Origin of the sequence: Streptomyces sp. NPDC004539 (genome assembly GCF_040610055.1) — a bacterium.
Taxonomy (GTDB): domain Bacteria; phylum Actinomycetota; class Actinomycetes; order Streptomycetales; family Streptomycetaceae; genus Streptomyces.
The window spans coordinates 363,120-389,829 of the sequence record NZ_JBEXLS010000001.1; the positions used below are offsets into that span (position 1 = coordinate 363,120).

Here is a 26,710-nt window from a genome sequence, read left to right on the forward strand (position 1 = left end):
GGCCCCTCCGCACGGCACGCCGCATCTCTGTCCTCACGACTCCTCCTCCGCGTCCCGCAGCCCCGGGACCACCAGCTCCGTACCGGGGACGAGCGCCATCGGGTCGTCGATCCCGTTCGCCTCGGCGATGATCCGCCAGGCCGTCGCGTCGCCGTACTCCCGCCAGGCCAGCATGGCGAGGCTGTCGCCCGCGACGACGGTGTGCGTGGAGCGGGCGGTGCGCGAGCCGGACGTCGGGTTCTGCCCGGCCGGGTCGACGGTCGCCTCCTCGATGGTGAGGGAGCAGGTCGCCCGCAGGGGCGTGCCGTCCACGTCGAAGAGGGTGTACGACACCGAGAGGCTGGACAGCACGCCGTCGAAGGACGTCGTGCGCGCCGAGCCCCACTCGAACCGCACCCAGGGGCTGGCGGGCTTCTTGCGGCCGAGGCTGGTGGGCGTCGGCACGCACGCCTTCATCAGCTTCTCCACGGCCTGCTCGACGGAGTTGTCGTGGGTGGCGGTGGCGTCGAGGAACACGTCGAGGCTGAGCGTGCGCGGACCGCTGCCGACGAACTCGGGCAGCGCGGACTGCCCGGCCATCCGGGACGGGGTCCGCCGCCACTCGGTGGACTTGCTGAGTTGCAGCGTCGAGGGGTTGAACTGGAGGTCGAGGCGCGCGAGCGTCCCACCGGGCTTCGCGCCGACGGACGGGGGCGGTTCCTTCAGGGTCAACTGGGCTCTGACGCGGCTCGATCGGGACGGTGACATGCCGAACCTCCTTTCTTTCCAGGGGTGTTACGTGTCTCAGGAGGGCCGAAGCCCTTGGTGGGCGATCTCCAGCGTCTCCACGGCCGCCGACGAGTCGGCCGGATCGAACGACGGCCCCTGCCAGCGCACGGGCACGATCCCGAACACCTGCCAGCTGATGATCTGGCTCAAGTCGGGCCGCAGCGCGACGATTTCGCCGTCCTTCGGCTCGACCCGGCGCAGCGTCTCGTCCAGCCACCGCGCGATCTTCGCGGTGTCGGCGGTCACCGGCCGGGTCAGCGTGATGTTCGTCCAGGTCACCCGCCCCGGCAACTGCCAGGTGAAGTCGTTGTTGCCGCCCTCGGCGTACGTCTCCATCTCGACCTGGGCGCCCATCCCCGAGCAGGTGTGGAACGCCCCGAGATCGTTCCCGCCGATCGCCAGCCGGAAGTACACGCTCGTCGCGAAAATGCTGTCCGTCATCCGTCCGTCATCCGTTCCGTGCCTCAGCGGCGTCCGTCATGGGGCCGCCCCGTACGATCCCGCCCGCGCCGCAACTCCGTGCGCAGCAACCGGGCCACGGGGTCGAGCAACCGCCGCGCGAGATCGTCCAGATCGGAGTCGGCGAGCCCGTCGTCCTTCTCCCTGCCGACCGCCCGCCCGGCGGCCTTCCCGGTACCGCCGGCCTGCTGCACCGGCTTCTTGACCGCGTCCGCCGTCTTCGCGGGGGCACCCTTCGCCCCCTTGGGAGCCCGCTGCACCGCCGGCCCACCCTCCGCCACGGCCCGCGCCACCACCGGAACCGCCGGCGGCCCCGACACCACCGCCCCCTGCTCGACCTGCGGCGCGACCGCGGGCACGGGCCTGGCGGCGACGATCCGAGGAGCGGGCTCCTGCCGGGGCGGAGCGGGCCGTACGAGGGGAACTCGCTGAACCGGCGCGGAAGTTGAGACGGCGTGCTGGACGCTGGGCGCACGTTGCACGTACGACGCCGGCGAGCCCGTTTCCGAACGGGGCGACGGAGTCGGGGTGTTGAGGGAGGGCGTCGGTGTCGAGGCATGCCGGGAGGTCGGCGGGGTGTGAGGGTTGTGCGCGGGCGTGGTTCGCGGGACGGCCGTGTGCTGGGCGGGAGTTCGGCCCGAGGTGCCTCGCGGGGCCGCCGGGGTGGAGGGGGTCTGCGAGGGCGCGTTCCGGGAGGCGGCCGGGGTGGAGGCCAGGGTGGGGGCCGGGGTGGAGGTGTCCTGCGGCCAGCGCGCGGTCACCACCGGGCGCCGGCTGACGGCCGGGGCTGCGGAGGGGGCCATCCCTTGCACGGTACGGGTGTTGAGGGTCAGGGGCCGGGAGGGGAGGAGGGGGGCGGAGCGGGGAGGGGTGTCGGCCAGGGCTCGGTTGATGACGAGGGGGCCTGGGGGGTTGGGGGAATGGTGGGGGTGGGTCCGGAGGGGCATGCCGGATGTACCGGATGTGCCGGGGGCAGCCGAGACGCCGGTGCCGCCAGTGCCGCCAGTGCCGGAGATCCCGGTTGCACCCAAGGTGCCGGTGCCGCCGGACGCTCCCGAGGTTCCGGTTGTGCCCAGAGTGCCGGTGCTGCCGGATGTGCCGGAGACCCCGGTTGCGCCGGAGACGCCGGGCTTGGCGGGGGTACCGGGGGTGCCGGGCTTCACTGAAGGGCTGAAAGTACCGGACTTCGCAGGGGAGTTGGAGGTGCCGGGCTCCACGGAAGAGCCGGGCTTGGCGGACGTGCCAGGCTTCGCGGACGTGCCGGGCTTGGCCAAAGTGCCGGGCACTGCGGACGCGCCGGGATCGGCGGTCACAGCTCGGGCCACGACAATGGGAGTCGGCGCGCCCGGCACAGGGGTACGCGGACGAGGTGCACCGACCGAACGGGCGCTGGACTCGTCCTCGTACCGAACATCACGAGCACGACCACCCCCACCGGCAGCACTACCGTCCCCACCCCCAGCCCCCTCGGCCAGAGCCCGAGCGACCACAGGCCCCGGAGCCCCACCGACCTCCGCACCACTCAAAGGCACCGAAACACCAGCCACCCCCTGCCCCAGAGCCCGCCCACCCTCGGAACCACCCCCACCGCTGCCGAGCAACTCCCGCTCACCGGCGGCATTTTGGGTACGCCCCGAGCCGGAGCCCGCACCCTCAGCAGCGACACCGACCCCTTCGCTCAAGGCCCGAGCCACAACAACCGAACCAGACGCGGACGCACCAGAGCCAGCACCACCGCCACCACCACCACCCGAAGCAGCAGCCGAACCAACCGACCCTTGCCCCCGAGACACCCCACCTTCCGAACCACCGGACACCTTCTCGGAACGCCCACCAGCCAAAGCCGACCCCGAAGCCCCCCGCTCCCCACCACCCGAACCCGAACCGGCCCCTTCCGCCACAGCCCGAGCAACCACAACCGGCCCAGCCTGACCCCCCTCACGCCCCCCACCCACCCCAGACTCCCCACCCACCGGAGTCACCACAACAGCCCCGGAATCCCCCACCCCTTGAACCGACGAACCAGCCCCAGCCCCCTCCCCACCCGACTGCCCCCGCCCCGACGCGCCGTCACCCGCGACAACCGCCCGAGCAACCACCGGCGCCCCCGCATGCTCACCACGAAAATCACCGCCCCCAGAAGAACGTCCGCCCCCGACAACACCCCCACCCGCCCCCAACAACGGCACCCCCCTGTCCCCCGACCCCGACACCTCCGCGCTCGCAGGCAACGAAGCCATAGGCGCCCCCAGCCCACCCCGAGCCCGAGCCCCGGAATCCCCACGCGCACCAGAAGAACCCCCAGCCCCCTCAGCCACCACCCCCTCCACCTGCCGCTGCACAACAGGCAACGCACCCCCAGCCGCACCCACCGACACATCCGGTGCCAACGGCACAGCCGTGGAGGGCAGTTCACTCAAGGGAGCCCCCAACGGAGCCCCCGAGGACGCCCCCAGAGAACCCACCTCACGCGCAACAGCCCGCTGCACAGGCGCGTCAGAACCCGAAACGGCCGAAGAAGTCACCCCACCCTCAACACCCCGCACGACACCAACTCGCCGCACAGGCCCCACAGTCCGCCGAGCAACAGTCAACGATTCCCCCGCAGGCCGAACCCGCACAGGAGCAACAGGAGCAGCCGGAGCAGCCGGAGACTCCGAAGAAGTGGAATAGGCCGAAGGAACAGACCTCTCCCCCCTCTCAACTCCCCGAGACACCACGGCCACCCGCCGCACCGGCGCACTCCGACCCCCCGAACCCGAACCCCCACCCCGCACAACCCGCTGCACAACAGCACCCTCACCAGCCCCGGCCCCGACCTCGGCCCCTTCGCCCGTCTCCCCCTCCCCCCGCACAGCCCTCAACAACAACGGCCCCCCTCCCACAGCCCCCACCCGAGGCCCCCCGACCCGAGCCACCCCGCGTATCACCCCACCCGGCGCCGAAGGCAACACCGCATGCCCCAACCCCGCGTCGAACGACGGGTTCTGCCAAGAGGCCAACCCGGACCGGAACGCCAACCCGTCACTCACCCCGAGCGCCGCCCGGGAAACGGTCAACGAGGGCGGCGCCGTACGACGCCACCCCCCGTCCCAGTCCCGAGGCACACCAGAACCCGAGCCGCCCTCGGCATCGACACCGCCGTCAACACCGGCATCGACCCCGACGGCACTCTCACCGACGGCACCCGCAGATCCACCGGAACCGGTGGAACCCGCGGCACGCCCGGCCCCCCGCAACCAGTCCCGCCAACCCATCCCCTCAACCGCCTTCGTTCACACGGGTGTTGATCCGAGCGATCTCGGCCACCCACTGCCGCCGCTCCTCATGCGTCAGATCGAGGATCTCCTCGCGCTGCCAGTGGAAGTGATAGGCGACGTACGCGACCTCCTCCCGCAACCGGGCAGGCGCGTACGTCACGATTCCCCCAGGCGCCCACCCGAGAGATCGACCTCGAAGCCGCCCTCGCAGTGCGGACAGGTGACGGCCGCGCGAGTGTGCCCCTCGCTGTTGATCCGCCGGTAGAAGTCCTGGAGGAAGGCGACATCGGTGGCGTACATCCGCTCGACGACCCCCGCGTGGACGTCGCTGATCGTGCCGAGCCGGGTGATGACCTGGCTCAGCAGGACGACGCTGAGGTACGCGGGGTTCTCCTTGACCCGCAGGTCGATCTGCGGACGCAGCTCGTCGCGGGCGGTGGCGAGCCGCATGACCCCGTACCGATGGACCGTGCCGGCCTCGTCGACGTACCCGCGAGGCAGTTCGAACTCGAACTCGGTGCGCAGACCGGTGTCCTGGGCAGCAGGCCGAGCCGGCGCCGGAGCGGCGGCGGGCGCGGCCACCTGCTCCGACGCCTGTGCTGCGGCGGGCGCGGTCGCCTGGAGGATCTCCTCCAGGTTCCCGGCCGTGACCGTACGTCGCCTCATTCGACGATGATCTCCTCGAACACGATCGTCACGGACTCGGTGGCCGCGGCCGACTCGCCCGCCTTGAGGGAGGGACCCTCCCATTTGGAGGCCCAGCCCTGCATGAGCTGGATACGCCGGACCGTGTTCCCCTCGGTGTCCTTGATCTCGATCGTCAGGTTCTGCCGCGCGGAGTTGACGGCCCCGTTGTTCAGGGTCTCCTTGATCCACGAGGTGAACTCGCTGCTCTGGTCGAGCCCTCGGGTGATCGTGATCTCGCCGGCCTGCCGGGCACCCGGCTGCTTGCGGATGATCTGCTTGCCCTCGGCGCTGACCTGGCGGACCTCGACGACCTCTTCCTCGACGGTCAGCCCGCTGATCTCCTGGATGGACTCCACGAGATAGCCGCCGAGCTGGACGCCGAAGACGTGGGTGGAAAGAGCGTCACCTGTTGCCATGTCTGTCTGTCAACCTTCCTTGAACTGGCCGCTGGTCACTCGTCGATGAGGCTGGTGCTGTCCGAGAACTGGGCCAGCCGGAAGATCACGAACTCGGCGGGCTTGACCGGCGAGACACCGATCTCACAGACGACCCGCCCCTGGTCGATGGACTCCTGCGGGTTGTTGTCGCGGTCGCACTTCACGTAGAAGGCTTCCTCGGCGGTCCGCCCGAACAGCGCGCCCCGGCGCCACTCCTCGGTGAGGAACGCGGTGACGTTGCGCCGGATCGACGACCACAGGCGGTCGTCGTTCGGCTCGAAGACGACCCACTGGGTGCCCAACAGGATCGACTCTTCGAGGTAGTTGAAGAGCCGGCGGACGTTCAGGTAGCGCCAGGCCGGGTCGGACGAGAGGGTGCGCGCACCCCAGATCCGGATGCCCCGGCCGGGGAAGGCGCGGACGCAGTTGACGCCGATCGGGTTGAGCAGGTCCTGCTCGCCCTTGCTGAGCCGCAGTTCGAGATCGACCGCGCCGCGGATCACCTCGTTGGCGGGCGCCTTGTGCACCCCGCGCTCGGCGTCGCTGCGCGCCCACACCCCGGCGACGTGGCCGCTCGGCGGGACGGTCGTGTTGTGGCCGACGGCCGGGTCGAAGACGCGGACCCACGGGTAGTAGAGGGTGGCGTACCGGGAGTCGTAGCCGGCCTCGTCGTTGCGCCAGGTCCGCACCTGTTGCGCGGTCAGGCCGGGCGGGGTGTCGAGGACGGCGACCCGGTCGCCCATCTGCTCGCAGTGCGAGATGACGGCGAGCTGCACGGTCCGTACGCCCTCGGCGTCGATGTCGCCGCGCTGGTAGGCGCTCATCAGGTCGGGGACGGCGACCATCGTGATCTCGTCGATGGTCTCCAGGCCGCCGAAGCCGGTGCGGGCGGCGGCGTCGCCGACGTACTCGGACGGGTCGAGGCGGGCGACCGTGCCGTTCGGGGCGGGCGCGGCGGCGGCGTCCGGGACGGCGAGGGTCCCGCTCGCGGGCCGGGTCTGGGCGGCGCCACGCTGCTCGGTGACCTCGATCAGCTTGGAGGCGCGGGCCTGGGTGACGAGGTAGCCCTTGACGTTCTTGCGGGAGGACGCCTCGTAGGTCTCCGCGACCTGGTCGCCCTTGCGGACGAGCAGCTTGAAGCGGTCCTCGGGCGGGTTCTCGCCGTCCGCGTCGGCGACCTCGACGCTCACGCCGGTGACGCCGGGCTTGGCGGCGACGAGGAAGCCGCCGACCTCGACGGGCTCGACGGCCTTCGGCTTCTTGTCCGGGGTCGCGGAGCCGGTGTCGGCCGCGCCGCCGATGCGCACGATGTACGCGGCGCCGCCGCCGTTGGAGAAGTACCCGTAGACCGCGTGGGAGAGGTAGGTCCCCTCGACGAAGCCGCCGAACTGCTGGGTGTACTGGTCCCAGCTGGTGACGAGGGTCGGGGCGTGGAAGGGCCCCTGCCCGGCGAACCCGACGAACGCGGCGACGGCGGTGCCGACCCCTTCGATCGGTCGGGCACCGGACTGCACCTCCTCCACGTACACGCCCGGGGTGAGGTACGTCGGCATGCTGGCTCCTTCGCGTCCTGCGGGAAGTTCGTACGGGCACCTGTGTCCAGGGCGAGTCTGCTGGTGAGGCCGGTGGGGCGGCAGGGACTCGGGGCCATGGCCGAGGGCAGGCCGGCTGCCTTTCCGGACGCGCCGCCTGCCCCTTGAGGCGGGATTCATGCCTCCGGGTTCACGCCGCCTGCCAAGCTCAGGCTTCGGTGGCGTCCTTGAGATACCGACCGAACTCCGACTCCAGGACCAGCCGGCCGAGTTTGCGGTACTCCCGGGCCACCGAGGTGACGACCTGGCTCATCGTGAGCGCCTCGCCCGACTCCGCCGCGAGGTAGGCCGCGGTGACCGCGCAGGCGCGGATGGAGCCGCCGGCGAGTTCGAAGCGGTCCGCGCAGAACGGGAGGTCCAGGTCGGCCGCGCGGGGCAGCCGGTCCCCGAGACACCGTTCCCACAGCGCGAGCCGCTGGCCCGCGTCGGGGACGGGGAAGTCGGCGACGACGTCGAGGCGGCGGGTGAACGCCTCGTCGAGGTTGGCGCGCAGGTTGGTGGTGAGGACGGCGATGCCGTCGAAGGACTCCATGCGCTGGAGGAGGTACGCGGACTCGATGTTGGCGTGCCGGTCGTGCGCGTCCTTGACCTCGGAGCGCTTGCCGAAGATCGCGTCGGCCTCGTCGAAGAGGAGCACGGCGTTGACGGCGGACGCCTCGGTGAAGATCCGCTCCAGGTTCTTCTCGGTCTCACCGACGTATTTGTCGACGACGGTCGACAGGTCGACGACGTACAGGTCCATCCCGAGATCGGCGGCCACCACCTCGGCGGACATCGTCTTCCCGGTCCCCGACTCCCCCGCGAACAGCGCGATCACCCCACGCCCCCGGCCGCCCCCGGGCCGCATCCCCCACCGCCCGAGCACCTGCTCACGGTGGCGGGCCCGCAGGGCGAGTTCGTGCAGCCGCCGGTAGGTCGAGGGCGGCAGCACCAGATCGTCCCACCCGACCCCGGGCTCCACCCGCCGCGCGAGCCGCTCCAGCCCGGCCCCGTTCTGCGCCCGCACGGCGACCCGCAGATCATCGGGCCCGACGGGCCGCCCCGCGAGGACGGCGGTACGCACGGCCACATCGGCGGCGCGGCGCACCTGCCCGGCGTCGAGGCGATGCGCGGACACGGCGTCGGCGAGCGCGACGACGTCAAGGGCACCGGCGTCCGGCAAAGCGCCCCCCGCCTCCACGACAGCCCCCGGCCCCCCGAAGCCCCCCACCTCGACCCCCGCCCGCTCCAACGCGTACCGCCACCGCTCCCCCTGCCGCTCGGCGGAAGGCGCCGGCACCGTCACCACCACAGGCGTGTCCGCCGCCCACCCCGGGTCCCACCCCCCGCTCCCGTGCACGAACAACGGCACCCCCCGCAGCACCCCGCACAACTCCCGCAGGGCTCGCGCCCGTTCACCCGGCTCGTCCGGCAACGCCTCAAGGGGCCCGAGCACGACCCCGGCCCCGGCCAACCGCGCCTCGCGCGCCAAAGCCCTCGCCAACATCGGTACGTCCCCGGACCCGGCCCGCCGCCCCAACGCCCCCGCGTCGAGGACGAGCGCCCCCAGCCCCCCGCTGCGCAACGCGGCGACAGCCAGCCCTTCGGCGTCACCCCCGCGCGTCCGCAGCTGGACGAGCCCGCCCCCGGTCCCGGCCGCCTGTGCCGCCCGCCCGACCTGATCGGCCTCGACGGTCGGATCGGCACGGGCCTCGCTCAGTACCCCGTCGAGCCGGACGTCGTGCCGCGTGCCCCCGAGGAGATGCGCGGTGACCCGGTCGGGCACCACCAACAGCCGTGAGAGCGGCGGCCGTTCGGCGTCGGCGACCTCGATGAGCCCGCCGTCCACCAGCGGCGCCCCCGCGGCGAGCCGGAACCGCGCGGCCGACGCCCCGGGCAGCCCGCACAGTTCCAGCGCGAGCCCGACGGTGGGCCGGCGCCGGGTCAGGTCGTCGTTGAGATAGCCGTAGAGCCGCTCGAAGCGGGCGTCGAGATCGGGGGCGACGGCGACGAGCAGCAGGTCCAGATCGAGGGACGACAGCCCGAACCGCCGTGCGAGCACGCCGAGTACGGACCCCTCGGCCGGTGTCCAGGGCTCGTACGCGGGCACGTCGAGCCCGCCCGCCCCGTCGAGAATCCGCTCGACCGCCTCGGGTGTCAGGTACTGGCCCCGGTAGGGGTCGTCCGGCTCGGGGTCCACGGCCCGCCGCCCGGCGACGGCGATCCGCACCCGCTCCTCGACCAGCCGCAGCCGCTCCCACAACTCACCGCCGCCGAGGCCGGTTTCGACTTCGGCCTCGGCGGACTCCACGTACGTCACGGCTGCCGATCCCCCCGGCGGCGCCGGGCGGGCGCCGCCCCTCGTTCTCTGGGCCCGGAGAACCCGTCGGCCCCCGGATCGCTCGTCTCCCGGTACCGCAGCCGGCGTCCCGGCGCGCTCTCCCCGTCGAGCCCCCGCGCGGCGGACCGCACGACGAGCCCCTCGGTGACAGGCGGCGCGGACGCGCGGGTGGCGCCCGCGAGGGGGGCGCGAACGCGCAGTCCGAGGGACGCCTTCAGCTCGCCGCCGAGCGCCGACCAGACGTCGGAGGCGGCGGGCCCGTCGAGGCCGGTGCCGCCGGTGTCGAGGCCGACGGTCAGGCCGAGTTCGGCGAGGGTGCCGGTCAACAGGCGGGCGGGCAGCACGTCGTTGGCGACCAGTGTCGTCAACACCTGCGAGAGCAGCCGGTGTTCGTCCTGGGGCCGGTTCGCCCACGCGGTGACGAGGTAGGTCAGGTCGAACCAGCGGGGCGGTGAGCGGCGGGCGACGAGGTGGCCCTCGTCGTCGTACACCTCTCCGGCCCCGCTGCCCCGGCGGGTCGCGTCCTCCCGGATGTCGTAGAGGAAGACGCAGACCGTGGGGGCGCTGCGGCGGGCGGCCCAGTCGCGGGTGGGGGCGTCGAAGGCGACCTCGACGCCGGACGCTTCGAGCCCGGACTCGGCGAGCAGCCGCCTGAGCCCCTCGTCGACCTCGTGGATCACCGGCGGGTCACCTCGTCGGGCGGCTGGATCGTGCCGAGGACAACCAGGAAGTCGGTCGTCACCGGGGAGAACCCGGGGCCGCTGGCGGTGATGATCCGGGGGCCGGTCTGGTCCTTGGCGAGGATCAGGAGCTGCCCGATGAACGTCCCGTCGGCCTGCGGGATCGTCGGCGCGGCGGCGGCCGTGATCCCCGGCTTCCAGGTGAACTTCACGGGCACCCCGGGCGGGAAGTCCGTGCCCCGCACGGAGGTCACGAACCCGGGCTTCCCGATGTCCGGCACCGCCACGATCTTCGGCTGGAGAATCCGCAGCCGCTGCCGCGCCGTGTTGTCGCTGCGGTCGGCATCGGTCCCGGTGGTCGTCAGCGTCCCGGTGACCGTGGCGGTGAGCGCCTTGTCCGGGCTGAGCACGACGCTGACGACGGTGCTGGCACCCTGTGCCAGGTCGGGCAGCGCGCAACTGAAGCTCGCGTCGCATCCGGCGGGCGGCCCGTTGTTGGGTATCCCGGCGGGCAGCCCGAGCTTCAGCCGCAGCCCGGTCGCGAGGGCGTTGCGACCGTTGCGGACGGTGTAGGTGACGACGACCCGCCCGCCGACGTACCCGGGGTTGGGCTGCGCGGTGAGGCTCAGCCCGGGGCCCGCCTGGGGCGCGGGCGGCGCCGGGGGTGCCGGGGGTGTGGTGGTGGGCGGCGTCGGAGAGGGGGACGCGGGAGGCGTGGGTGTGGGCGTCGGTGTCGGTGTGGGCGTGGGTGACGGCGACGACGGCGGTGCCTCGCCGACCGGCACGAGCGTCCGCCCGCTGTTGTCCGTGGGGTTCGGGTCGAGGACGGTCCCGGTGACCGACCAGTCGACGGCCGTCATCCCGACGGTGAGCCCGGTGACGGTGACGGTGACCGACACCTTCTCCCCGGGCGGCACGACCCCCACGTTGCACTGGAGCGAGGCCGCGTCGCAGGTCCCCCCGGGATAGGTGAGTCCCGTGATCTGCAAACCAGTTGGCGGTGTCACGGTCAGTGTCGTCCCCGGCGAGGCCGCGGGCCCGTGGTTGACGAGGTCGACGCGGATCGTCGTGGACGTCCCGACGGTGAGGGTCGGTACGGTGTCCGGCGCCTCGACCGCGAGGTCCACGGACTGCTGGACGCTGGGCTCCTTCTGCCGTCCCGCCAACTGCGAGGTCAGCGAGGTGACTTCGCCGGTCGCGAGGTCCAGCGTGCGGAGTTTCTCGGGGCTGTTGGCGGCGACCGTCTCGCGGGAGGAGAAGACGAGGGACTTGCCGTCGGCGGACCAGGCGGCGTCACGCGGCTGGAACGGGCCGGTGAGGGTGGTGTCCGGGAGCTGGGAGCCGCAGCCGGGGGCGCCGGCGGGCAGCAGGACCTTGCAGTCGGCGCCCGAGAGGGACGTCAGGAGAAGGCCGTTGCGCTCGTCGACCGCGCCGCCGCCGTTCTTGCGGTTGAAGGCGATGGAGAGGCCGTCCGGGGAGAACGCGGGGCTGTCGTCGATGACCCGGCAGTCGCCGGGGCAGGCGGTGAGGCTCAAGTCCCGTTGCTGGTCGAGGTTGTTCACCGGGACGGTCCAGATGTGCTTGTTGCCGCCGCCCCCCTCGATGACCTCGCTGCGGGTGAAGGCGAGGGTGGTGCCGTCGGAGGACCAGGTGGGCTGGGCGTCCCGGCCGGTCTCCTCGCCCTCCGGAGCGACAATGCGTCCGGTGATCTCACCGGTCGCGACGTTCGCGATGAGGATGCGGCTGGGCTGGCCGAGGCCGCCCGAACTCCGGGTGAAGGCGATGAACTTGCCGTCCGGGGAGAACGTCGGGTCGGTGTCCCAGTCGATGGGCTCACGTCCGCCGAGCGGCAGGAGCCGTTCGTTCGTGCCGTCCGCGTCGGCGATCCAGATCCGCTCGACGCGGCTCTGGGCGCTGCCCTGGAAGCGGGTGACGACGATCTGGCGGCCGTCGGGCGTGTAGTTCTGGCGTTCCGTCCACGGGTCGAAGCCCTCGCCGGGCTGGAACAGCGGGTCCTTGGTGGGGTCGGTGTTGGTGTCGGCGGCCGGGTCCTCGTTGAGGATCGTCAGGTTGAGGTCGCGCGGGTCGACGCCGTCCGAGCGGACGTCCTGGAGGGTGACGGTGTGCGGGGTGGCGGCCGTGGTCCGCTCGACGATCGCGTGGCCGCCGTCCAGGGGGCCGTACCAGGTCGGCGTGGACAGTTCGCGGTCCTCCTGGTCGAGGACCGTGGGGACCCGGTCGGAGTGCGCCTCCGAGGTGAAGAGGTGGTCGCGGTCGCCCTCGCACTCGCAGGTGATCTCGCGGCTGAGGAAGACGACCCCGTCCCCGTCGGGCTTCCACGCCACCGAGTGGGCCCGCCACTGCGCGCGGTCGCCCGCGAGGAGCGTCTCGTCGCCGCCGCCGTTGGCGTTGACTACGCGCAGCCGTCCCACGCCGTCGTTCGTCGCGGTGTACGCGATCCAGTCCCGGTTCGCGTCGTCGTCCACCGGGTTCCAGGCGGGCTCGGAGGCGGTGCCGTTCGTCGCGAAGGTGAGCTGGTTCGGGTAACCGCCGCTCAGGGGGCGGACGTAGATCTGTGTGCCGCCGAGCACGCCGTCGCTGACGTACGCGATGCGCTGCCCGTCCGGGGAGACCGTCGGGTCCGTCTCGTTCGCGGGGGTGTCGGTCAGCTGCGTCAGCCCGCTGCCGTCCGTCCGCACGAGCCACAGGTCCCGCTGCGTCGTCCCCGCGTCGAACACCACGGCCTGACCGTCGGGCGTGAGCTGCGGATGGGCCGCGTCCATCCCGCTGGTGAGGCGGCGTACGGAGCCGTCGGCGGCGCGCAGGTAGATCTGCGGGGTCTTCTCGTCGCGCAGGCTCGCGAAGACCAACTGGTCGCCCAGCGCGGAGGGCTGGGTGTCGTAGTGGACGGCGCCGGCGCCGAACACGGGGGTGCTGGAGGTCGGGTTCTGGACGTCTCCGAGGCTGCGGTGCCGGGTGCCCGCGTACGCGACCCGGGTGTCCCCGGCGGCGGTCACCCCCACACCGGGTTCGGCGCTGCCCTGCCCCGACGCCGCCGTCAGCGTGAGCAGCGGTATCAGCAACAGCATGGCCGCGCCGATCCTCCCCGGGCGGTACCGCCCACCCGGGCCAGCGGTACTCGTCACGCTCCACCTCACAGTTCGGTACGACACACAGCTCTCCCCCCGCCAGCCTCCCCCGTGCCCCGTCACCCCGGCAGGGCCGGCAAGCCGTACCCGGGGGAAACCCCGCTGCGCTTTCGGGCACCCGGGCCGCCGGACCGGCCCGGACCCGACGGCTCAGATCAGCCCGTTGCGCAGCGCGTACCCCACCGCGTGGGCCCGGTTGCGCAGTTGCAGCCGGGTGGTGATCTCGTGCAGGACGTTCTTGACGGTGCGTTCGGAGTACGACGTCTTGCGGGCTATCTCGGCGGTGTCGAGCCCCTCCGAGACCAGGCGCAGCATGTCCGCCTCACGGGTGGTGAGGGTGGACAGGGAGACGCCCCGGGGGTCGAGCGCGGCGCGTTGCAGACTCCCGACGTGGGTGAGGAGTTCCCCGAGGAGGTCGCCGGGCAGGACGCCCTCGCCGTTGGCCAGGGCCGTGACGAGGTGGACGAGCCGGTCCTGGTCGGCCTCGCCGCGGCGCAGCACGGCCGTCACCCCGCATTCGACGACGCGTTGCAGCGATCCGGCGCCGAGGGTGCCGACGACCAGGCCGGTGCGGGTGGCGGTGTTGTGGCGCAGCCGTTGGAGGAGGGCGGCGACGTCGTCGTCGACGCTGTCCACGACCACGAGGGAGACATGGGCGGTGTCCGCGTCGGCGTCGTCGACGAGGGCCGCTTCGGGGCGATGGCGTAACTGCTGGACGACGCCGACGCGCAGGACGGGGTCGGCGGCGTAGACGGCGACGGTCACCGGCTCGGGCCGGCCGGTTCTCAGGGCCGGGTACTCGTAGGGGGCGGCGGAAGACATGGCAGGGCTGGTCTCCTCTGGACGGAGCGGGCGGGAGGTGCGGGGGTGCGGGTGCGTGGTCACTGGTGCGTGTTCACTGAGGTGTGATCGCTCGGGGCGTGCGCTGATGCGGTCTCACGGACATCTGCTCACCGAGGTGTGCTCACCGGTTCGTGGGGGAAGCGTGACAAGGGGGACAGAGGCGGGGAAGACGTCTCGCCCAAGTCCGTCCGGGACATCGGCGGTTCCCCCGCGCCGGCGGGCCAGCCGTCACCGCGCGGGCACCACGACTGCCCGGACACTGCCCTCGCGCCCCTCGCGGCGCTCGCGCGGGCGTCCTTAACGTGGAGGCGTGACGCCTTCCGCAGCCTCTTCCGGTCCCGGTGCGCCGGGCCTCGACATCCCGGTCGTGACGGTGGCGCCCGGCGCCGTCGCCACGACGACTCTGACCGTCCGCAACGACAGCGACATCGTCGAGGCGTACAGCCTGGAGGTCGTCGGGGAGTGCGCCGCCTGGAGCAGTGTGGAGCCCGCGCGGGTCTCCCTGTACCCGGGCACCTCCGAGACCGTGACGATCACCCTGTCCCCGCCGCGCTCCCCGGAGATCCGGGCCGGTGAACGGCCGTTCGCGGTCCGGGTCCTGCCCGCCGAGCACCCCGAGTCGGTGAAGGTCCCCGAGGGGACCGTACGGATCGAGGCGTTCCACGAGCTGGAGACCGAGCTGGTGCCGAGGCGCCGGCGCGGCTGGCTGCGCGGGCGCTACCGGCTCGCGGTGCGGAACCAAGGCAACACGCCGGTGCAGGTGGAGTTCACGCCCGGTCAGCCCGGTGAGGAGCTGGGGTTCGCCTTCGACCCGGAGCGGCCGAAGCTGGAGCCCGGTGAGTCGCTGGAGGTCGGGCTGCGGGTGCGCACCGGCAAGCCGGTGTGGTTCGGGTCGCCGGTGGTGTGGCCGTTCACGCTGGCGACCTCGGAGGTCGTCGAGGCGGCGGGCACCGAGGCGGCGAGCGACACGGCCGTGCAGGACGTGCCGCGTCCCGAAGAGGTGGTGCCGCGGGCGCCGTTGGACGCCGAGTTCGTCCAGATACCGATCTTCCCGAAGTGGCTGCTCGCGCTGCTCGCGGCGATCCTCGCGCTGCTGCTGGCCTGGTTCACGCTGGTGCGGCCGGCCGTGCGCAGCGCCGCCAAGGACGCGGCGAAGGAGGCGGTCCAGCCGCGTCCCGCGCCGTCCGCCGGGGGCCAGAACTCCGGTGCGGGCACCGGGAGTTCCACCGCGCCGGGCGGCGGGCAGGGGACGACGGGGCAGGGCCAGGGCAGCGGGCAGGGCACCGGGACCGGTACGGGGACCGGGGGCGACGGCGGGACCGGGACCGGTGGCGGCGCGCAGAGTTCGCAGACCATCGAGGTCAAGTCGACGAGCGGGCAGACCGCCAAGGGCGTCTACACGGTGCCGGCCGACAGCGTCTTCGGGGTGACGGACATCGTCCTCGCCAACTTCCAGGGGGACGAGGGGGTGTTGACGTTCTCGTTCGGTGACCGCAAGATCACCACGATCGCGCTGGAGACCTTCCGCAACCAGGACTACCACTGGGTCACCCCCATCAAGATCCCCGCGAACGACACCGTGACGGTCGAGGTGACCTGTGCGAAGCCGGGGACACCGGCCACCGGCCAGCGCGCTGCGGGGTGTTACGAGGTCGCGAACGTCAGTGGTGTGCTCACCCGGACGACAACGCCGTAACCGGAGCCCATACCTCCGTCCATTGTCGATCGGTACAGACCAAATACGTAAGCCCCGACCCTAGTTCAGTCCGGAAATCAACAACTCGGGTCCGAAAAGTGACTCCTGACGATCACTGAGACCAGTGTGGTGGCCGCGAGACTCCCCGCGGCCACCATCACCACGCCCACCATGAAGAGCCCGCTGGCGTCGTCCGACCAGTCGAGGAACGCGGCCCCCGTGAGCCCCGCGCTCACCCCGAGGGCGATCTCCGCGCGCCAGCCGCGCCGGGTGCCGTACCGGGTGCCCCACCACACCAGCGCCAGCAGACAGACGCCGAGCCCGACGACCTGCCACGCCTCGTACGGGCCCGTCGTGCTCCCGTCCGGGTGCACGTCCCGCTCCTGGTCCCACCCGAGCCACCCCGCCCACAGGGCCGCGGAGACCCCGGCCACGGCGAGGAACGGCACCAGCTGACGGGCGAGGCCCTGACGTCGTGTATCCATGCCCCCAGCCTCGGGGAGCCGGCGTTCCCCGGCCACCGCTGCCGTACTCACCTTCCGCCTGAGTACGCCCCCCTTTCGCGCCCGGCGCGATCAAGACGTTTCCTCCGGCACATGCACGGTGGATACGACAGAGGCGCCGCACAGGGCGTCCGGGGAGCCGGCTCCGGCCCTCCCGACGGCCCCGTACGGCGCCCCGAAACCCCTCAGAACAGCCGCAGCTTGTCGTCCTCGATGCCGCGCATGGCGTCGTAGTCGAGGACCTGGCAGCCGATGCCCCGGTCCGTCGCGAGGACCTTCGCCTGGGGCTTGATCTCCTGGGCCGCGAAGACACCGCGGACGGGGGCGAGGTGGGGATCGCGGTTCAGCAGCTCCAGATAGCGGGTGAGCTGCTCGACGCCGTCGATCTCGCCCCGGCGCTTGATCTCCACCGCGACCGTCTGCCCCTCGGCGTCCCGGCACAGGATGTCCACGGGGCCGATCGCCGTCATGTACTCGCGGCGGATGAGCGTGTACCCCTCGCCCAGCGTCTCGATGCGGTCGGCGAGGAGCTCCTGGAGGTGCGCCTCCACGCCGTCCTTGATCAGACCGGGGTCGACACCGAGCTCGTGCGACGAGTCGTGGAGGACCTCCTCCATCGTGATGATGAGCTTCTCGCCCGCTTTGTTGACGACGGTCCAGACACCTTCGTCGTCCCCGGCCCCCTCCTTCAACGTACAGGGCGGGGACATCCAGTTGAGGGGCTTGTACGCCCGGTCGTCCGCGTGGATCGAGACGCTGCCGTCGGCCTTGACCAGGATCAGACGGGGGGCGGAGGGCAGGTGGGCGGTGAGGCGGCCCGCGTAGTCGACGGAGCAGCGGGCGATGACGAGACGCATGGGCAGCAACGCTACTCGACACTCAGGCGGCGGTGTGAATCGCCCGTCACAAGGCTGCCGGAACCCGGACACCTCCGGTCACGGAAGGGGGCGGCACCGATCGGACGTCACCTTTTTCTCCCGAATCCCACAGGAATCCGGTCATTCGCGCCCTGGCTGATTGTCCCCCTGTCCGTGGGTCCCTAAGTAGCCATTCTCCTGGTGCGGTCACCACCCGTTGCCTACCGTAGTGACGGGGAGGTCGCCGTGCGTGTACTCAGAGTGTTGCGGGAGACCGGCGCGGCGGGCTCCCCTTTTCTGTCCGGCAACCCCTGCGGAAATCGGGGGTGCGAGAGGAGAACCCATGTCGCTCGACGTCTCACCGGCACTGTTGGAACAGGCCGAGCGAGGCGAGGTCGACGAAGCCGAATTCGTCGACTGCGTCCGGACCTCCCTGCCTTACGCGTGGGAGATGATCAGCACTCTGGTGGCCCGGCTGAAGGTGGACGGCGGAGAGTTCGCCGACAACCAGACGCCGCCGCCGGACGAGCAGGCACGCGGGCAGCTGCTCCGCGCGCTCGCCAGTGACGCGATACGCGGCGCGCTGCAACGGCACTTCGGGGTACGCCTGGCCTTCCAAAACTGCCACCGAGTCGCGGTCTTCCCCCTCGACCCCTCCGCAGACGACCGCCTGGCCCGCTTCACCTCGATCCGCGGCCAACTGCTGAACCAGTCCCCCGAACTCCGGGACTGCTGACGCCCTGACCGTTCGCCTGCCGCTCCGAGCGGGAGCCCCACAACACCGGACCGGCAGGCGACCGTAACCCCTCTCACCCACCCGCTCACCTCAACGCTCCCACCACCTCCGTCCCCAGCCTCCGCACGTTCTCCTCCGTCGCCGCCAGGTCCCCGGACCCCTCGACGAGCAGGGCGAACCGGGTGATCCCGGTGCGCTCCGACGTCGCCGCCAACCGGTCCGCGCAGAGGCGGGGCGTCCCCACCGGATGCAGCCCGCAGAGCAGCTCCGTGTAGGCGACGGGATCACGCATCGCCCGCTCCCGCCCGTCCACGGTGACGTGCGCCGCGAGCCCCTGGCGGAGCCAGCCCGGCATGGCCTTGACGAGCGTCTCGACGGCGTCGGTACGGCGGTCGGCGATCTGGCAGACCCCGGCGGAGACATGGGCGACGGTGGCGACCTCCTCCCGCCCCCGCCCGCACTCCCGCGCGTGCCGCCGCCACAACGCGACCATCTCGGCCTTCTCCTCGTCCCCGATGTGCATCCCGAGCAGCATCGGCAACCCCCGTTCCGCCGCCAGCCGCACACTCGCCGGCGACGTGCACGCCACCACCACCTCGGGCCCCTCCGCGTCGGACAGCGACTCGGCGGGCCGCGGCACGACCGCCACCTCCCGGAACCGGTACCGCTCCCCCTCCGCCCCCACCCCCGGCTCCCGCAACCACCGCAACAGCAGATCCAGCGACTCCGGGAACCCCCGCTCGTACGCCTCGATCCCCGCCCCGAACACCTCCAGATCCACCCAGGGCCCGCCCCGCCCGACCCCCAGCGAGAACCGCCCGCCGCTGACGAGATGCAGCAGCGCCGCCTGCTCCCCGAGCGCCACGGGATGGGCCGTCGGCAGCACGCTGACCGCCGTCCCCACCCTGATCCGCCGCGTGCGCCCGAGTAGCAGAGCCGCGAGCGTCACCGCCGAGGGGCACGTGCCGTACGGCACGAAGTGGTGCTCGGCCAGCCACACCGAGTCGAGGCCCGCCTCCTCCGCGACCTCCGCGGAGCGCACCGCGCGGTGCAGCGCCTCCCCCTGGCCCTGTCCGGGGAACTGGGCCGCCAACACGAAACTTCCTACGCGCATGGGACTTTCCTGCTTCCTTGGCTCCGACACGGAGCTCCCCCACCCGGCATAACCGTCTGACACGTGCCGAGGACACGGCCTGGCGAAGAGATTTGCCGATTGTCTGGAGAACACCCCGGAGGGAGCGCCGAGCGACCACCGAACCACCGCTCCGCAGGGCGACTTATACGGATTGGCCGTTCTTCGCCTACCCCGCATCGAGCCGCGTAGGCTGGAGCGGAACCACGCTTCCCGCAACCGCCCTGTGAGGTGTCCCGTGTCCCCCCGCCACAACCGCCCCAAGGGCTCCGACTCCTCCGGCTTCTCCGGCTCTTCCGGCCGGAGCGCCGAGGACGACCGCGCGAACCGGTACGGCGGCTGGCAGTCGGCCACGGAGTGGGACGGCGAGGAGTGGAACGTACGCCATGTCGCGGGCGCGAGCAGCCAGGGCAAGTCCTACCGCTGCCCCGGCTGCGACCAGTTGATCCCCGACGGCGTCCCGCACGTCGTCGCCTGGCCGCAGCACGCGGGCGTGGACGACCGCCGCCACTGGCACAAAGCCTGCTGGAACGCGCGGGACCGCCGCACCCCGGGGGTACGACGGTCCCGCAACGCGCCCCGCTTCTGACGGCTACACGTCCCGCTTCTCCAGCAGCGCGAAGCCGAGCCCGAACGCGCCGCCCGTGACGACGAGCGCGATGACCAGCGTGTCCCACGCCGAAGGGCCCGAGTCCGTGAGGGTCTCCGCGTAGAACGTGCTCAGCAGGTTCGGGATCGAGTACTCGAAGAGGAAGTCACGCAGGCCCGAGAGGGACTCCGTGAACATGAACAGCGCCAGCACCAGCGGGGCCAGCACCAGACCGATCATGATCGTGATGGCGCCCGCGGAGTGCCGGACGACCGAGCCGACGGCCAGCGAGAGCAGGCCGAGCAGCGCGATGAACAGGGACACCCCGAAGGTGCCCTTCACCCATTCGCCCGTCGTCGGCGTCCTCGCCCCGTCCAGCAGCGCGACGTCCGCGAGCGCGACGACCAGCGTCGCGACGAACGTGAACGTGAAGGCGACGCCGAAGAAGACGATCGCCTTCGCCGCGAGCACCCGGCCCCGTGAGGGGCAGGCCACCATCGTCGTCCGGATCATGCCCGTGCCGTACTCGGACGCGGTCGTCAGCACGCCCAGCGTGATCACGCACATGCTCCCGAGGAGCACCCCGAACACGCCGTAGGACAGGGGGTTGTCGCCCTGGAGGTCGTCCGGACCGGCGTTCGCGGCGATGAGGACGGCCGTCAGCAGGCCGATGCCCACCACCATCACGACGAACACCCCGAGCGTCCACATCGTCGACCGCACGGACCGGATCTTGGTCCACTCCGACGCCACCGCGTGCCCGAGATGCGTCCGCACCACCGGGATCGGCGAGGTGTACCCCGGCGCCGCCTGCTGCCACACCTGCGGCGGGGGAGTCTGCTGGACACTGCTCATCGTGCGTCCTCGGTGTCGACGGAGTCGTTCTTCTCGACGGCGGGTTCGGATACGACGGCGGGTTCGGACACGGCGGCTTCGGCACCGGCCGGCGCACCGGGCCCGGCGGCCTCCCCCTCGGCCTTCACCGACGAGATCAGAAGCGTGCCGGTGTCCTTCGCGCCCTGCTTCCCACCCTCACCGGAACCGGCGACCGGCACAGCGGCCGGGGCCGGGGCGGCCGGAGCGGGGGCGGCCGGAGCAGCCGGGGTGGCCGGAGCAGCCGGGGCGGCCGGAGCCGGGGGCACCACCGGAGCGGGCCCGAAGCCCCCTCCCGCCACCGGAGCCGGGGGCACAGCCCCCTGCCCGCTCGGCGGCCCGAACCCGCCCCCCGGCGCCGCCGGCTGTGCCTGCGCGTACGGGTTCACCCCCGGCTGCGGAGGCGGCGGCGCGTACCAGCCGGGCTGGTTCTGGCCGGGGACCGGTATGGGAGGGAGGGCGCCCGGCGGCAGCGGCTGCTGGAGGCCGGACTTCTGGTCGGTGGTGGAGCGGTAGTCGACGGCCGCCTGGGTCATCCGCATGTACGCCTCCTCCAGAGACGCCTGGTGCGGCGAGAGCTCCCAGAGGCGTACGTCCGCGGAGTGCGCGATGTCGCTGATCCGGGGCAGCGGCAGCCCCGTGACGCGCAGGGCGCCGTCCGGCTCCGGCAGGACGTGCCCGCCCGCCTCCATCAGCGCGGACGTCAGCTTCTCCCGCGCCTGCGGCTCCGTCTCCGGCGTACGCAGCCGCGCGAACCCCGCGGAGTTCGCCTCGATGAAGTCACGGACGCTCATGTCGGCGAGGAGCTGCCCGCGCCCGATGACGACGAGGTGGTCGGCCGTCAGCGCCATCTCGCTCATCAGGTGCGACGACACGAAGACCGTCCGCCCCTCGGCGGCCAGCGACTTCATCAGGTTCCGCACCCACAGGATGCCCTCGGGGTCGAGCCCGTTGACCGGTTCGTCGAAGAGCAGCACCTGCGGGTCCCCGAGGAGCGCCGCGGCGATCCCGAGCCGCTGCCCCATCCCGAGCGAGAACCCCTTGGACCGCTTGCGCGCGACCCCCTGGAGCCCGACGACCCCGAGCACCTCGTCGACCCGGCGGGCCGGGATGCCGGAGAGCTGCGCGAGGCACAGGAGGTGACTGCGCGCACTGCGCCCGCCGTGCACGGCCTTCGCGTCGAGCAGCGCCCCCACGTGCCGCGCGGCGTTGGGCAGCTGGCGGTACGGGTAGCCGCTGATGGTGACGGCCCCGGCGCTCGGGTTGTCGAGCCCCAGGATCATCCGCATCGTCGTCGACTTGCCCGACCCGTTCGGTCCGAGGAACCCGGTGACGGCGCCAGGTCGTACCTGGAAGGACAGATTGTGCACAGCGGTCTTGTCGCCGTAGCGCTTGGTCAGGCCGACTGCCTCGATCATGCTCCGCACCCATCGCAAGGTTCAGGACAGCGGGGCGCACGCCCCCCGTAAGAGTTAGGAGCTTATCGGGGTGCTGACGGTTCCGACCAAGAGGAGGCAAAGCCTCAGGCGTCCCGCCGCTTCAGCAGCAGGTATCCGCCGAGCAGTGCGGCCACCACCCACACGACCATGATCGCGAATCCGCCCCAGGGCCCGTACGGGGTGTCGCTGTCGACCGGTGTGACGACCTGCATGATCTTGCTGCCCGCCTGGTCCGGCAGGTACTGCCCGACCTTCTTCGTCGCGGAGACGTTCCCGAGGATGTTGGAGATGAGGAAGAAGAACGGCATCAGGATGCCGAGGGAGAGCATCGGCGAGCGCAGCATCGTCGCGACGCCCATCGAGAACAGCGCGATCAGCGTCATGTAGAGCCCGCCGCCGATGACGGCCCGCAGCACCCCGGGGTCCCCGATGTGCGCGCGCAGCGAGCCCAGCATGGCCTGCCCGAGGAAGAAGGAGGCGAAGCTGGTGACCATCCCGACGGCCAGCGCGAGCCCGGCGGCGACGGCGATCTTGCTGAGGTAGAACGTGCCGCGCTGCGGGACCGCCGCCAGCGACGTACGGATCATCCCGGTGCTGTACTCGTTCGAGACGACCAGCACCCCGAACACGATCATCGCGAGCTGCCCGAGGGTCATCCCGGCGAAGCTGATGAACGTCGGGTCGAAGGAGAGCTTGTCGTTGCGGCTGAGGTCGTCGAACTGGTTCTTGGACAACGCCGAGAGCAGCATCCCGAGCCCGATGCTGACGACCGCCGCGAGGGACAGCGTCCACACCGTCGACGCCACGGACCGGACCTTCGTCCACTCCGAGCGGACGACCTGCGAAACCTGGGTGACGGCCATCTCAGCTCTTCCTCCAGCCGTCGCCCCACTCCTGCGGCGGGGCCTCGTCCGTGTGCGCGTGGTACTCGACCGACTCGGCGGTCAGCTGCATGAACGCCTCCTCCAGCGAGGCCCGCTGGGGGCTCAGCTCGTGCAGCACGAGGTGGTGCTGGGCCGCCAGTTCACCGAGCTGCTCGGCCTTCTCGCCGTCCACCTCCAGCGCGCCACTGCCGGTCTCGACGACGGTGACGCCGGCCTGGTGCAGGACGTCGAGCATGCGCTCGCGCTGGGGGGTGCGGAGGCGGACGTAGCTGCGGGAGTTGCGGGCGATGAAGTCGGCCATGGAGGTGTCCGCGAGGAGCCGGCCCTGGCCGATGACGACGAGGTGGTCGGCCGTCAGCGCCATCTCGCTCATCAGGTGCGACGACACGAAGACCGTCCGCCCCTGCGCCGCGAGGGATTTCATCAGGTTCCTGATCCAGTGGATGCCCTCGGGGTCGAGGCCGTTGACCGGTTCGTCGAACATCAGGATGCGGGGGTCTCCGAGGAGGGCCGCCGCGATGCCGAGGCGCTGGCCCATCCCGAGCGAGAACCCCTTCGCCTTCTTCCGCGCGACGCTGGTCAGGCCGACGGTGTCCAGCACCTCGTCCACCCTGCTCCGGGGGATGCCGTTGCTCTGTGCGAGGCACAGGAGGTGGTTGAAGGCGCTGCGGCCCCCGTGCATCGCCTTCGCGTCGAGCAGCGCGCCGATGTACTTGAGGGGTTCCTTGAGGGCGTCGTAGTGCTGACCGTCGATCCGTACGTCGCCCGAGGTGGGCCGGTCCAGGCCCAGCATCATCCGCATCGTGGTGGACTTCCCGGCGCCGTTGGGCCCCAGAAAGCCCGTCACGATCCCCGGCCTCACCGTGAAGCTGAGGTTGTTCACCGCCACTTTCTCGCCGTACCGCTTGGTCAGCCCCTCGAGCTCGATCATGCGGCCACGCTAGAGGGGGGTGTGCGGCTGTGCCACCCAGAAAGAGAAACCTTGGGTGTATGCAGTCCGACACGACCGACACGTCCCCCGTGCCCGGAGAACCTCAGATCACCGTCCCCGAGGAGCTGGGCGACTCCCCGCTGCTGCTCGGGGCGGGGCCGCTGGCCGAGGTGGACGTGGTCGGGGTGCTCTCGGGGGTCGAGGGCTCCTCCGAGGGTCCTGTCGGGGTCGACTGGCTCGGGGAGGGCGACGGGGACGTCGACGGGCTCGGGGACGTCTCCGGCGGAGGTGAGTGGGACGGCTTCGGCGTCGTACCCCCCGTACTCCCGCCCGTCGACCCCGTCGAGCCTCCTGTCGTACTCCCGCTGGTCGGGTCCGGCGACTCCGAGGGTGTCGGATCGTCGGACGTCCCCATCGTCCCGTCGGGACCGGGGGCCGTGGGGCTGGGCCTGCTGGTGGCGTCGCCGACGCCGCCCGTACCGGAGCCTCCGGAGCCGCCGACGGTGCCGCCGGAGTCGCCCCCGCCCGGGGCGCCGTCGTCCGGGCCCGCGCTGGTGGACGGCGTGACCTGGCGGGAGGGGTCGTCGGCGCCCTTGTCGGACGTCGCGCCGAGGCCGACGACCGTGCCGAGGACGGCGACGAGGAGCGCGCCGGCGCCGGCGGCGACGAGGTTGCGGCGGGCGATCCCCCGCAGGCTGCGCCGGTGCTGCGCGGGCGGCGTGCCCGGACCGGAGGCGGCGGCCGGGGTCGCCGCGAGGACGGCCGTGGGCGGCGCCGCGACGATCCGCTGCTTCTTGGTGGCGAGGGTGTCGGGGTACCGCGGACCCGCGTCCCCCGAAGCCGGGCCCGGACCCGGGGTGTCCGTGCCGAGCACCGGCCCGGAGATCTCCCCCGACCGGTCCGCGACCAGCGCCAGCGCCCGCCGCCCGGCGAGCGTGCCGCGCTTGTCGGCGAGGGCGCCGCGCAGCCCGATGGACGTCTCCAGCTCGGAGCGGGCCCGGTCGAGCTGCCCCGCGAGGATCGCGTACACGCCGAGTTCGTGGTGGAAGTACGCCTGGTCGGCGACCTCGCCGGAGAGCCGGGCGGCCTCGGCGCCGGCCCGCAGGGCGCGTTCCCAGGCGTCGAAGAAGAGGCCGGCGGCGAACGCGGGGACGGCGGTCCGGGCGAGCTGGACGGCCGTGGACTGCTCCTCCTCGGCGGGCGGCACGGTCAGCGGCGCGACGACGGCGAGCGCGGCGAGGATCGCGTCGGACTCGGCGCAGACCCGCTCGGGGGTGACGGAGGGGTGCCCGGCCCACCAGGCGTAGTGCGCGGCGGCGGCCTGCGCGAGGGCCTGCGGGGCGTCGGCGTACCCGGCGGCCTCCAGCTGGACCTGGATGCCGGCGGCGAGCCGGTAGCGGGGGCCGACGGGGGTGACGAGCCCGCAGGAGACGAGTTCGCCGAGGGCGGCGTCGGCGTGGGTGTCGCCGACGAGTGCGGGCAGGTGCGCCTGGTGCGGGACCTCGCCGCCGAGGGCGATGGCGAAGCGCAGGGTGGCGCGGGCGGAGGAGCTGAGGCGGGCGGCGAGCAGCGGGGCGGGGCCCGCGGCCTCGCCCAGGGAGGGGAGAGGTATCTCCTCCTCCGGCTCGGTGTCCTGGGGGACGACGGGCCGGGCGTCCTCGAAGACGCCGTACTCGTCGACGGCGTCGGCGGTGGCGCGGACCTGGTCGCGCTGCTGGAGGAGGGCGCCGGCCTGGACGAATCTGAGGGGCAGTCCCTCCGACTCGAACCACAGGTCGCCGGCCCAGTTGGCCTCCTCCTCGGTGAGGACGCGGCCGACCGCGCGCTCGATGAGGTCGACGCCGCCGGCCCGGTCGAGCCCGCCGAGGGTGACCTCCTCGACGGCGGAGCCCGCCGCGGGGAGGGGGGTCTCGCCGGTCGCGCCGAACACGAACGCGCACTCGGGGGTGGCCGCGAGCAGGCCGTCCAGTTCGGCGCCGCCGAACTCCAGGTCGTCCACGACGACGACCGCGCCGATCTCCCGGACCAGGACGAGGAGTTCGCCGTGCAGCGGGCGGTGCCGGGGGGCGTCGTACACCTGGTGGAACAGCTCGTGCAGCAGCTCCTCGGCGCCGCGCCCGTAGCCGCTGAGGCGGACGACGCCGTCGGGGGCGAGGTCCGCGCAGTCGTCGGCGACGAGGTCGAGGAGGCGGGTGCGGCCGGAGCCGGCGGGGCCGGTGAGCCGGACGGAGCGGCCTCGGGCGACGAGGCGGACGAGCTGCTCGCGCTCGTCCTGGCGGCCGAGGAGCGGCGGCGGGGCCTGGACGTGGCCGGCGGGCACCGGGGGGCGGCCCGCGCGGTCGGCCTCGGTACGGGCCTCCGGGGTGCGGCGGACGGGGGTGTCGGGGCGTTCGGTGGGCGGGCACAGCTCTATCTCGCTGCCGTCGACCGGGTTGACGGTGAGCAGGTGCTCGCCGGCGACGACGTCGACCGTGCGGATCGGGGTCGGCGTGTGCGGGGCGAAGTCGGGTGCCAGGGGGTCCCTGGTGGGGCGGGGGCGCTGTGCGCGGCCGTCCTCGCCGGTCTCCTCGGGCTCCCGGGTGTTCGGGTCCATCGGTCAAGCCCCCCAAAAGCGTCGTGTGGTGGTGGCCCTTCCCGGCCGCGCTGCACACGTCGCTGTCGCTTCTGGTCCGGTGCCCGCCAGAGGGCTGAGGTCGGCGGGCAGTCGAACCGTAAACCTTCGCACAGTATCTCCGACAGTCCGGGGTACCGGGCCGCCCGAGACGTCACGGTCCGGTGAGGATTGCGTGGGTGACCTGCTGTTGTCAGAGCCTGTGTCACATCCCCGGTCGGATCAGCGCACGTCGTCTGGCGCTCCCCCAGAGGGGGGACCCCC

Annotated in this window: 22 protein-coding genes; 3 read left to right on the forward strand and 19 right to left on the reverse strand. The window is 72.4% G+C overall.

What is annotated here, in order from left to right; genetic code table 11:
• Positions 1-33: 33 nt before the first annotated feature.
• The 11 genes from ABZX85_RS01560 to ABZX85_RS01610 all read right to left on the reverse strand — a co-directional run bounded on the left by ABZX85_RS01560 (position 34) and on the right by ABZX85_RS01610 (position 14,174).
• A complete protein-coding gene (locus ABZX85_RS01560; RefSeq protein WP_355861497.1) occupies positions 34-747 on the reverse strand; it encodes a LysM peptidoglycan-binding domain-containing protein in 714 nt (237 codons plus the stop codon).
• A gap of 36 nt (positions 748-783) precedes the next feature.
• Entirely contained in the window at positions 784-1,209 is a 426-nt protein-coding gene (locus ABZX85_RS01565) for a phage tail protein (RefSeq protein WP_355861499.1), read from the reverse strand.
• Positions 1,210-1,232: 23 nt separating this feature from the next.
• Complete coding sequence (locus tag ABZX85_RS01570) at positions 1,233-2,030, reverse strand: hypothetical protein (protein ID WP_355861501.1); 798 nt, start codon at positions 2,028-2,030, stop codon at positions 1,233-1,235.
• 2,458 nt (positions 2,031-4,488) lie between these two features.
• Entirely contained in the window at positions 4,489-4,647 is a 159-nt protein-coding gene (locus ABZX85_RS01575; RefSeq protein ID WP_187747168.1) for a DUF6760 family protein, read from the reverse strand.
• Positions 4,644-5,153 carry a hypothetical protein gene (locus ABZX85_RS01580; protein ID WP_355861503.1) on the reverse strand — a complete coding sequence of 170 codons (510 nt, stop codon included), beginning with the start codon at positions 5,151-5,153 and terminating at the stop codon, positions 4,644-4,646. Before ABZX85_RS01580 ends, ABZX85_RS01575 begins: the two co-directional genes overlap by 4 nt.
• Positions 5,150-5,590: a phage tail protein gene (locus ABZX85_RS01585; protein WP_010353296.1), complete on the reverse strand. Its 441-nt coding sequence runs from the start codon at positions 5,588-5,590 to the stop codon at positions 5,150-5,152. Before ABZX85_RS01585 ends, ABZX85_RS01580 begins: the two co-directional genes overlap by 4 nt.
• Before the next feature lie 35 nt (positions 5,591-5,625).
• Positions 5,626-7,164 (reverse strand): phage tail sheath family protein, encoded by a 1,539-nt coding sequence (locus ABZX85_RS01590; RefSeq protein WP_355861505.1) that lies wholly within the window; start codon positions 7,162-7,164, stop codon positions 5,626-5,628.
• Positions 7,165-7,351: 187 nt separating this feature from the next.
• Positions 7,352-9,502 (reverse strand): ATP-binding protein, encoded by a 2,151-nt coding sequence (locus tag ABZX85_RS01595; RefSeq protein ID WP_355861506.1) that lies wholly within the window; start codon positions 9,500-9,502, stop codon positions 7,352-7,354.
• The gene (locus tag ABZX85_RS01600) at positions 9,499-10,203 is read right to left on the reverse strand and encodes a DUF4255 domain-containing protein (protein ID WP_355861508.1); all 705 of its coding nucleotides are present in this window, start codon (positions 10,201-10,203) and stop codon (positions 9,499-9,501) included. The genes ABZX85_RS01595 and ABZX85_RS01600 overlap by 4 nt, the downstream gene beginning before the upstream one ends.
• A complete protein-coding gene (locus ABZX85_RS01605) occupies positions 10,200-13,292 on the reverse strand; it encodes a hypothetical protein (protein WP_355861510.1) in 3,093 nt (1,030 codons plus the stop codon). The genes ABZX85_RS01600 and ABZX85_RS01605 overlap by 4 nt, the downstream gene beginning before the upstream one ends.
• Before the next feature lie 210 nt (positions 13,293-13,502).
• Positions 13,503-14,174, reverse strand: a complete 672-nt coding sequence (locus ABZX85_RS01610) for a LuxR C-terminal-related transcriptional regulator (RefSeq protein WP_355861512.1) — start codon at positions 14,172-14,174, stop codon at positions 13,503-13,505.
• 331 nt (positions 14,175-14,505) lie between these two features.
• Here ABZX85_RS01610 and ABZX85_RS01615 point away from each other — a divergent pair, with 331 nt between their 5' ends.
• Entirely contained in the window at positions 14,506-15,891 is a 1,386-nt protein-coding gene (locus ABZX85_RS01615) for a hydrolytic protein (RefSeq protein WP_355861514.1), read from the forward strand.
• 77 nt (positions 15,892-15,968) lie between these two features.
• Here the strand turns inward: ABZX85_RS01615 and ABZX85_RS01620 are convergent, their stop codons facing one another.
• Positions 15,969-16,376, reverse strand: coding sequence for a hypothetical protein (locus tag ABZX85_RS01620; protein ID WP_355861516.1), 408 nt, complete (start codon positions 16,374-16,376; stop codon positions 15,969-15,971).
• Between the two features lie 203 nt (positions 16,377-16,579).
• Complete coding sequence (gene nucS, locus ABZX85_RS01625; protein WP_355861517.1) at positions 16,580-17,251, reverse strand: endonuclease NucS; 672 nt, start codon at positions 17,249-17,251, stop codon at positions 16,580-16,582.
• A 343-nt stretch (positions 17,252-17,594) separates the two neighbouring features.
• On the opposite strand from nucS, the gene ABZX85_RS01630 reads away from it, so the two are divergent.
• Complete coding sequence (locus ABZX85_RS01630) at positions 17,595-17,987, forward strand: SCO5389 family protein (protein WP_355861519.1); 393 nt, start codon at positions 17,595-17,597, stop codon at positions 17,985-17,987.
• Between the two features lie 85 nt (positions 17,988-18,072).
• Here the strand turns inward: ABZX85_RS01630 and ABZX85_RS01635 are convergent, their stop codons facing one another.
• Positions 18,073-19,101 carry an LLM class flavin-dependent oxidoreductase gene (locus ABZX85_RS01635; RefSeq protein WP_355861521.1) on the reverse strand — a complete coding sequence of 343 codons (1,029 nt, stop codon included), beginning with the start codon at positions 19,099-19,101 and terminating at the stop codon, positions 18,073-18,075.
• 256 nt (positions 19,102-19,357) lie between these two features.
• Here ABZX85_RS01635 and ABZX85_RS01640 point away from each other — a divergent pair, with 256 nt between their 5' ends.
• On the forward strand, positions 19,358-19,708 hold the full coding sequence (locus ABZX85_RS01640) for an ATP/GTP-binding protein (RefSeq protein ID WP_355861523.1): 351 nt from the start codon (positions 19,358-19,360) through the stop codon (positions 19,706-19,708).
• Between the two features lie 3 nt (positions 19,709-19,711).
• Here ABZX85_RS01640 and ABZX85_RS01645 read toward each other — a convergent pair whose 3' ends face one another.
• From ABZX85_RS01645 to ABZX85_RS01665, 5 genes are all read right to left on the reverse strand, one after another.
• Positions 19,712-20,563: an ABC transporter permease gene (locus tag ABZX85_RS01645; protein WP_355861525.1), complete on the reverse strand. Its 852-nt coding sequence runs from the start codon at positions 20,561-20,563 to the stop codon at positions 19,712-19,714.
• Positions 20,560-21,999: an ABC transporter ATP-binding protein gene (locus ABZX85_RS01650; protein ID WP_355861527.1), complete on the reverse strand. Its 1,440-nt coding sequence runs from the start codon at positions 21,997-21,999 to the stop codon at positions 20,560-20,562. The genes ABZX85_RS01645 and ABZX85_RS01650 overlap by 4 nt, the downstream gene beginning before the upstream one ends.
• A gap of 104 nt (positions 22,000-22,103) precedes the next feature.
• Entirely contained in the window at positions 22,104-22,883 is a 780-nt protein-coding gene (locus ABZX85_RS01655; protein WP_355861529.1) for an ABC transporter permease, read from the reverse strand.
• Between the two features lies 1 nt (position 22,884).
• A complete protein-coding gene (locus tag ABZX85_RS01660) occupies positions 22,885-23,835 on the reverse strand; it encodes an ABC transporter ATP-binding protein (RefSeq protein WP_355861531.1) in 951 nt (316 codons plus the stop codon).
• 103 nt (positions 23,836-23,938) lie between these two features.
• Positions 23,939-26,428: an ATP-binding protein gene (locus tag ABZX85_RS01665; RefSeq protein WP_355861533.1), complete on the reverse strand. Its 2,490-nt coding sequence runs from the start codon at positions 26,426-26,428 to the stop codon at positions 23,939-23,941.
• Between the last annotated feature and the right edge of the window lie 282 nt (positions 26,429-26,710).

Excerpts from the sequence above, each read along its gene's own strand:
- ABZX85_RS01655 (WP_355861529.1), bottom strand. The coding sequence starts at position 22,883 with ATGGCCGTCACCCAGGTTTCGCAGGTCGTCCGCTCGGAGTGGACGAAG.
- nucS (WP_355861517.1), bottom strand. The coding sequence starts at position 17,251 with ATGCGTCTCGTCATCGCCCGCTGCTCCGTCGACTACGCGGGCCGCCTC.
- ABZX85_RS01590 (WP_355861505.1), bottom strand. The coding sequence starts at position 7,164 with ATGCCGACGTACCTCACCCCGGGCGTGTACGTGGAGGAGGTGCAGTCC.
- ABZX85_RS01605 (WP_355861510.1), bottom strand. The coding sequence starts at position 13,292 with ATGCTGTTGCTGATACCGCTGCTCACGCTGACGGCGGCGTCGGGGCAG.
- ABZX85_RS01650 (WP_355861527.1), bottom strand. The coding sequence starts at position 21,999 with ATGATCGAGGCAGTCGGCCTGACCAAGCGCTACGGCGACAAGACCGCT.
- ABZX85_RS01665 (WP_355861533.1), bottom strand. The coding sequence starts at position 26,428 with ATGGACCCGAACACCCGGGAGCCCGAGGAGACCGGCGAGGACGGCCGC.
- ABZX85_RS01645 (WP_355861525.1), bottom strand. The coding sequence starts at position 20,563 with ATGAGCAGTGTCCAGCAGACTCCCCCGCCGCAGGTGTGGCAGCAGGCG.
- ABZX85_RS01585 (WP_010353296.1), bottom strand. The coding sequence starts at position 5,590 with ATGGCAACAGGTGACGCTCTTTCCACCCACGTCTTCGGCGTCCAGCTC.
- ABZX85_RS01635 (WP_355861521.1), bottom strand. The coding sequence starts at position 19,101 with ATGCGCGTAGGAAGTTTCGTGTTGGCGGCCCAGTTCCCCGGACAGGGC.
- ABZX85_RS01560 (WP_355861497.1), bottom strand. The coding sequence starts at position 747 with ATGTCACCGTCCCGATCGAGCCGCGTCAGAGCCCAGTTGACCCTGAAG.
- ABZX85_RS01570 (WP_355861501.1), bottom strand. The coding sequence starts at position 2,030 with ATGGCCCCCTCCGCAGCCCCGGCCGTCAGCCGGCGCCCGGTGGTGACC.
- ABZX85_RS01580 (WP_355861503.1), bottom strand. The coding sequence starts at position 5,153 with ATGAGGCGACGTACGGTCACGGCCGGGAACCTGGAGGAGATCCTCCAG.
- ABZX85_RS01660 (WP_355861531.1), bottom strand. The coding sequence starts at position 23,835 with ATGATCGAGCTCGAGGGGCTGACCAAGCGGTACGGCGAGAAAGTGGCG.
- ABZX85_RS01630 (WP_355861519.1), top strand. The coding sequence starts at position 17,595 with ATGTCGCTCGACGTCTCACCGGCACTGTTGGAACAGGCCGAGCGAGGC.
- ABZX85_RS01620 (WP_355861516.1), bottom strand. The coding sequence starts at position 16,376 with ATGGATACACGACGTCAGGGCCTCGCCCGTCAGCTGGTGCCGTTCCTC.
- ABZX85_RS01565 (WP_355861499.1), bottom strand. The coding sequence starts at position 1,209 with ATGACGGACAGCATTTTCGCGACGAGCGTGTACTTCCGGCTGGCGATC.
- ABZX85_RS01610 (WP_355861512.1), bottom strand. The coding sequence starts at position 14,174 with ATGTCTTCCGCCGCCCCCTACGAGTACCCGGCCCTGAGAACCGGCCGG.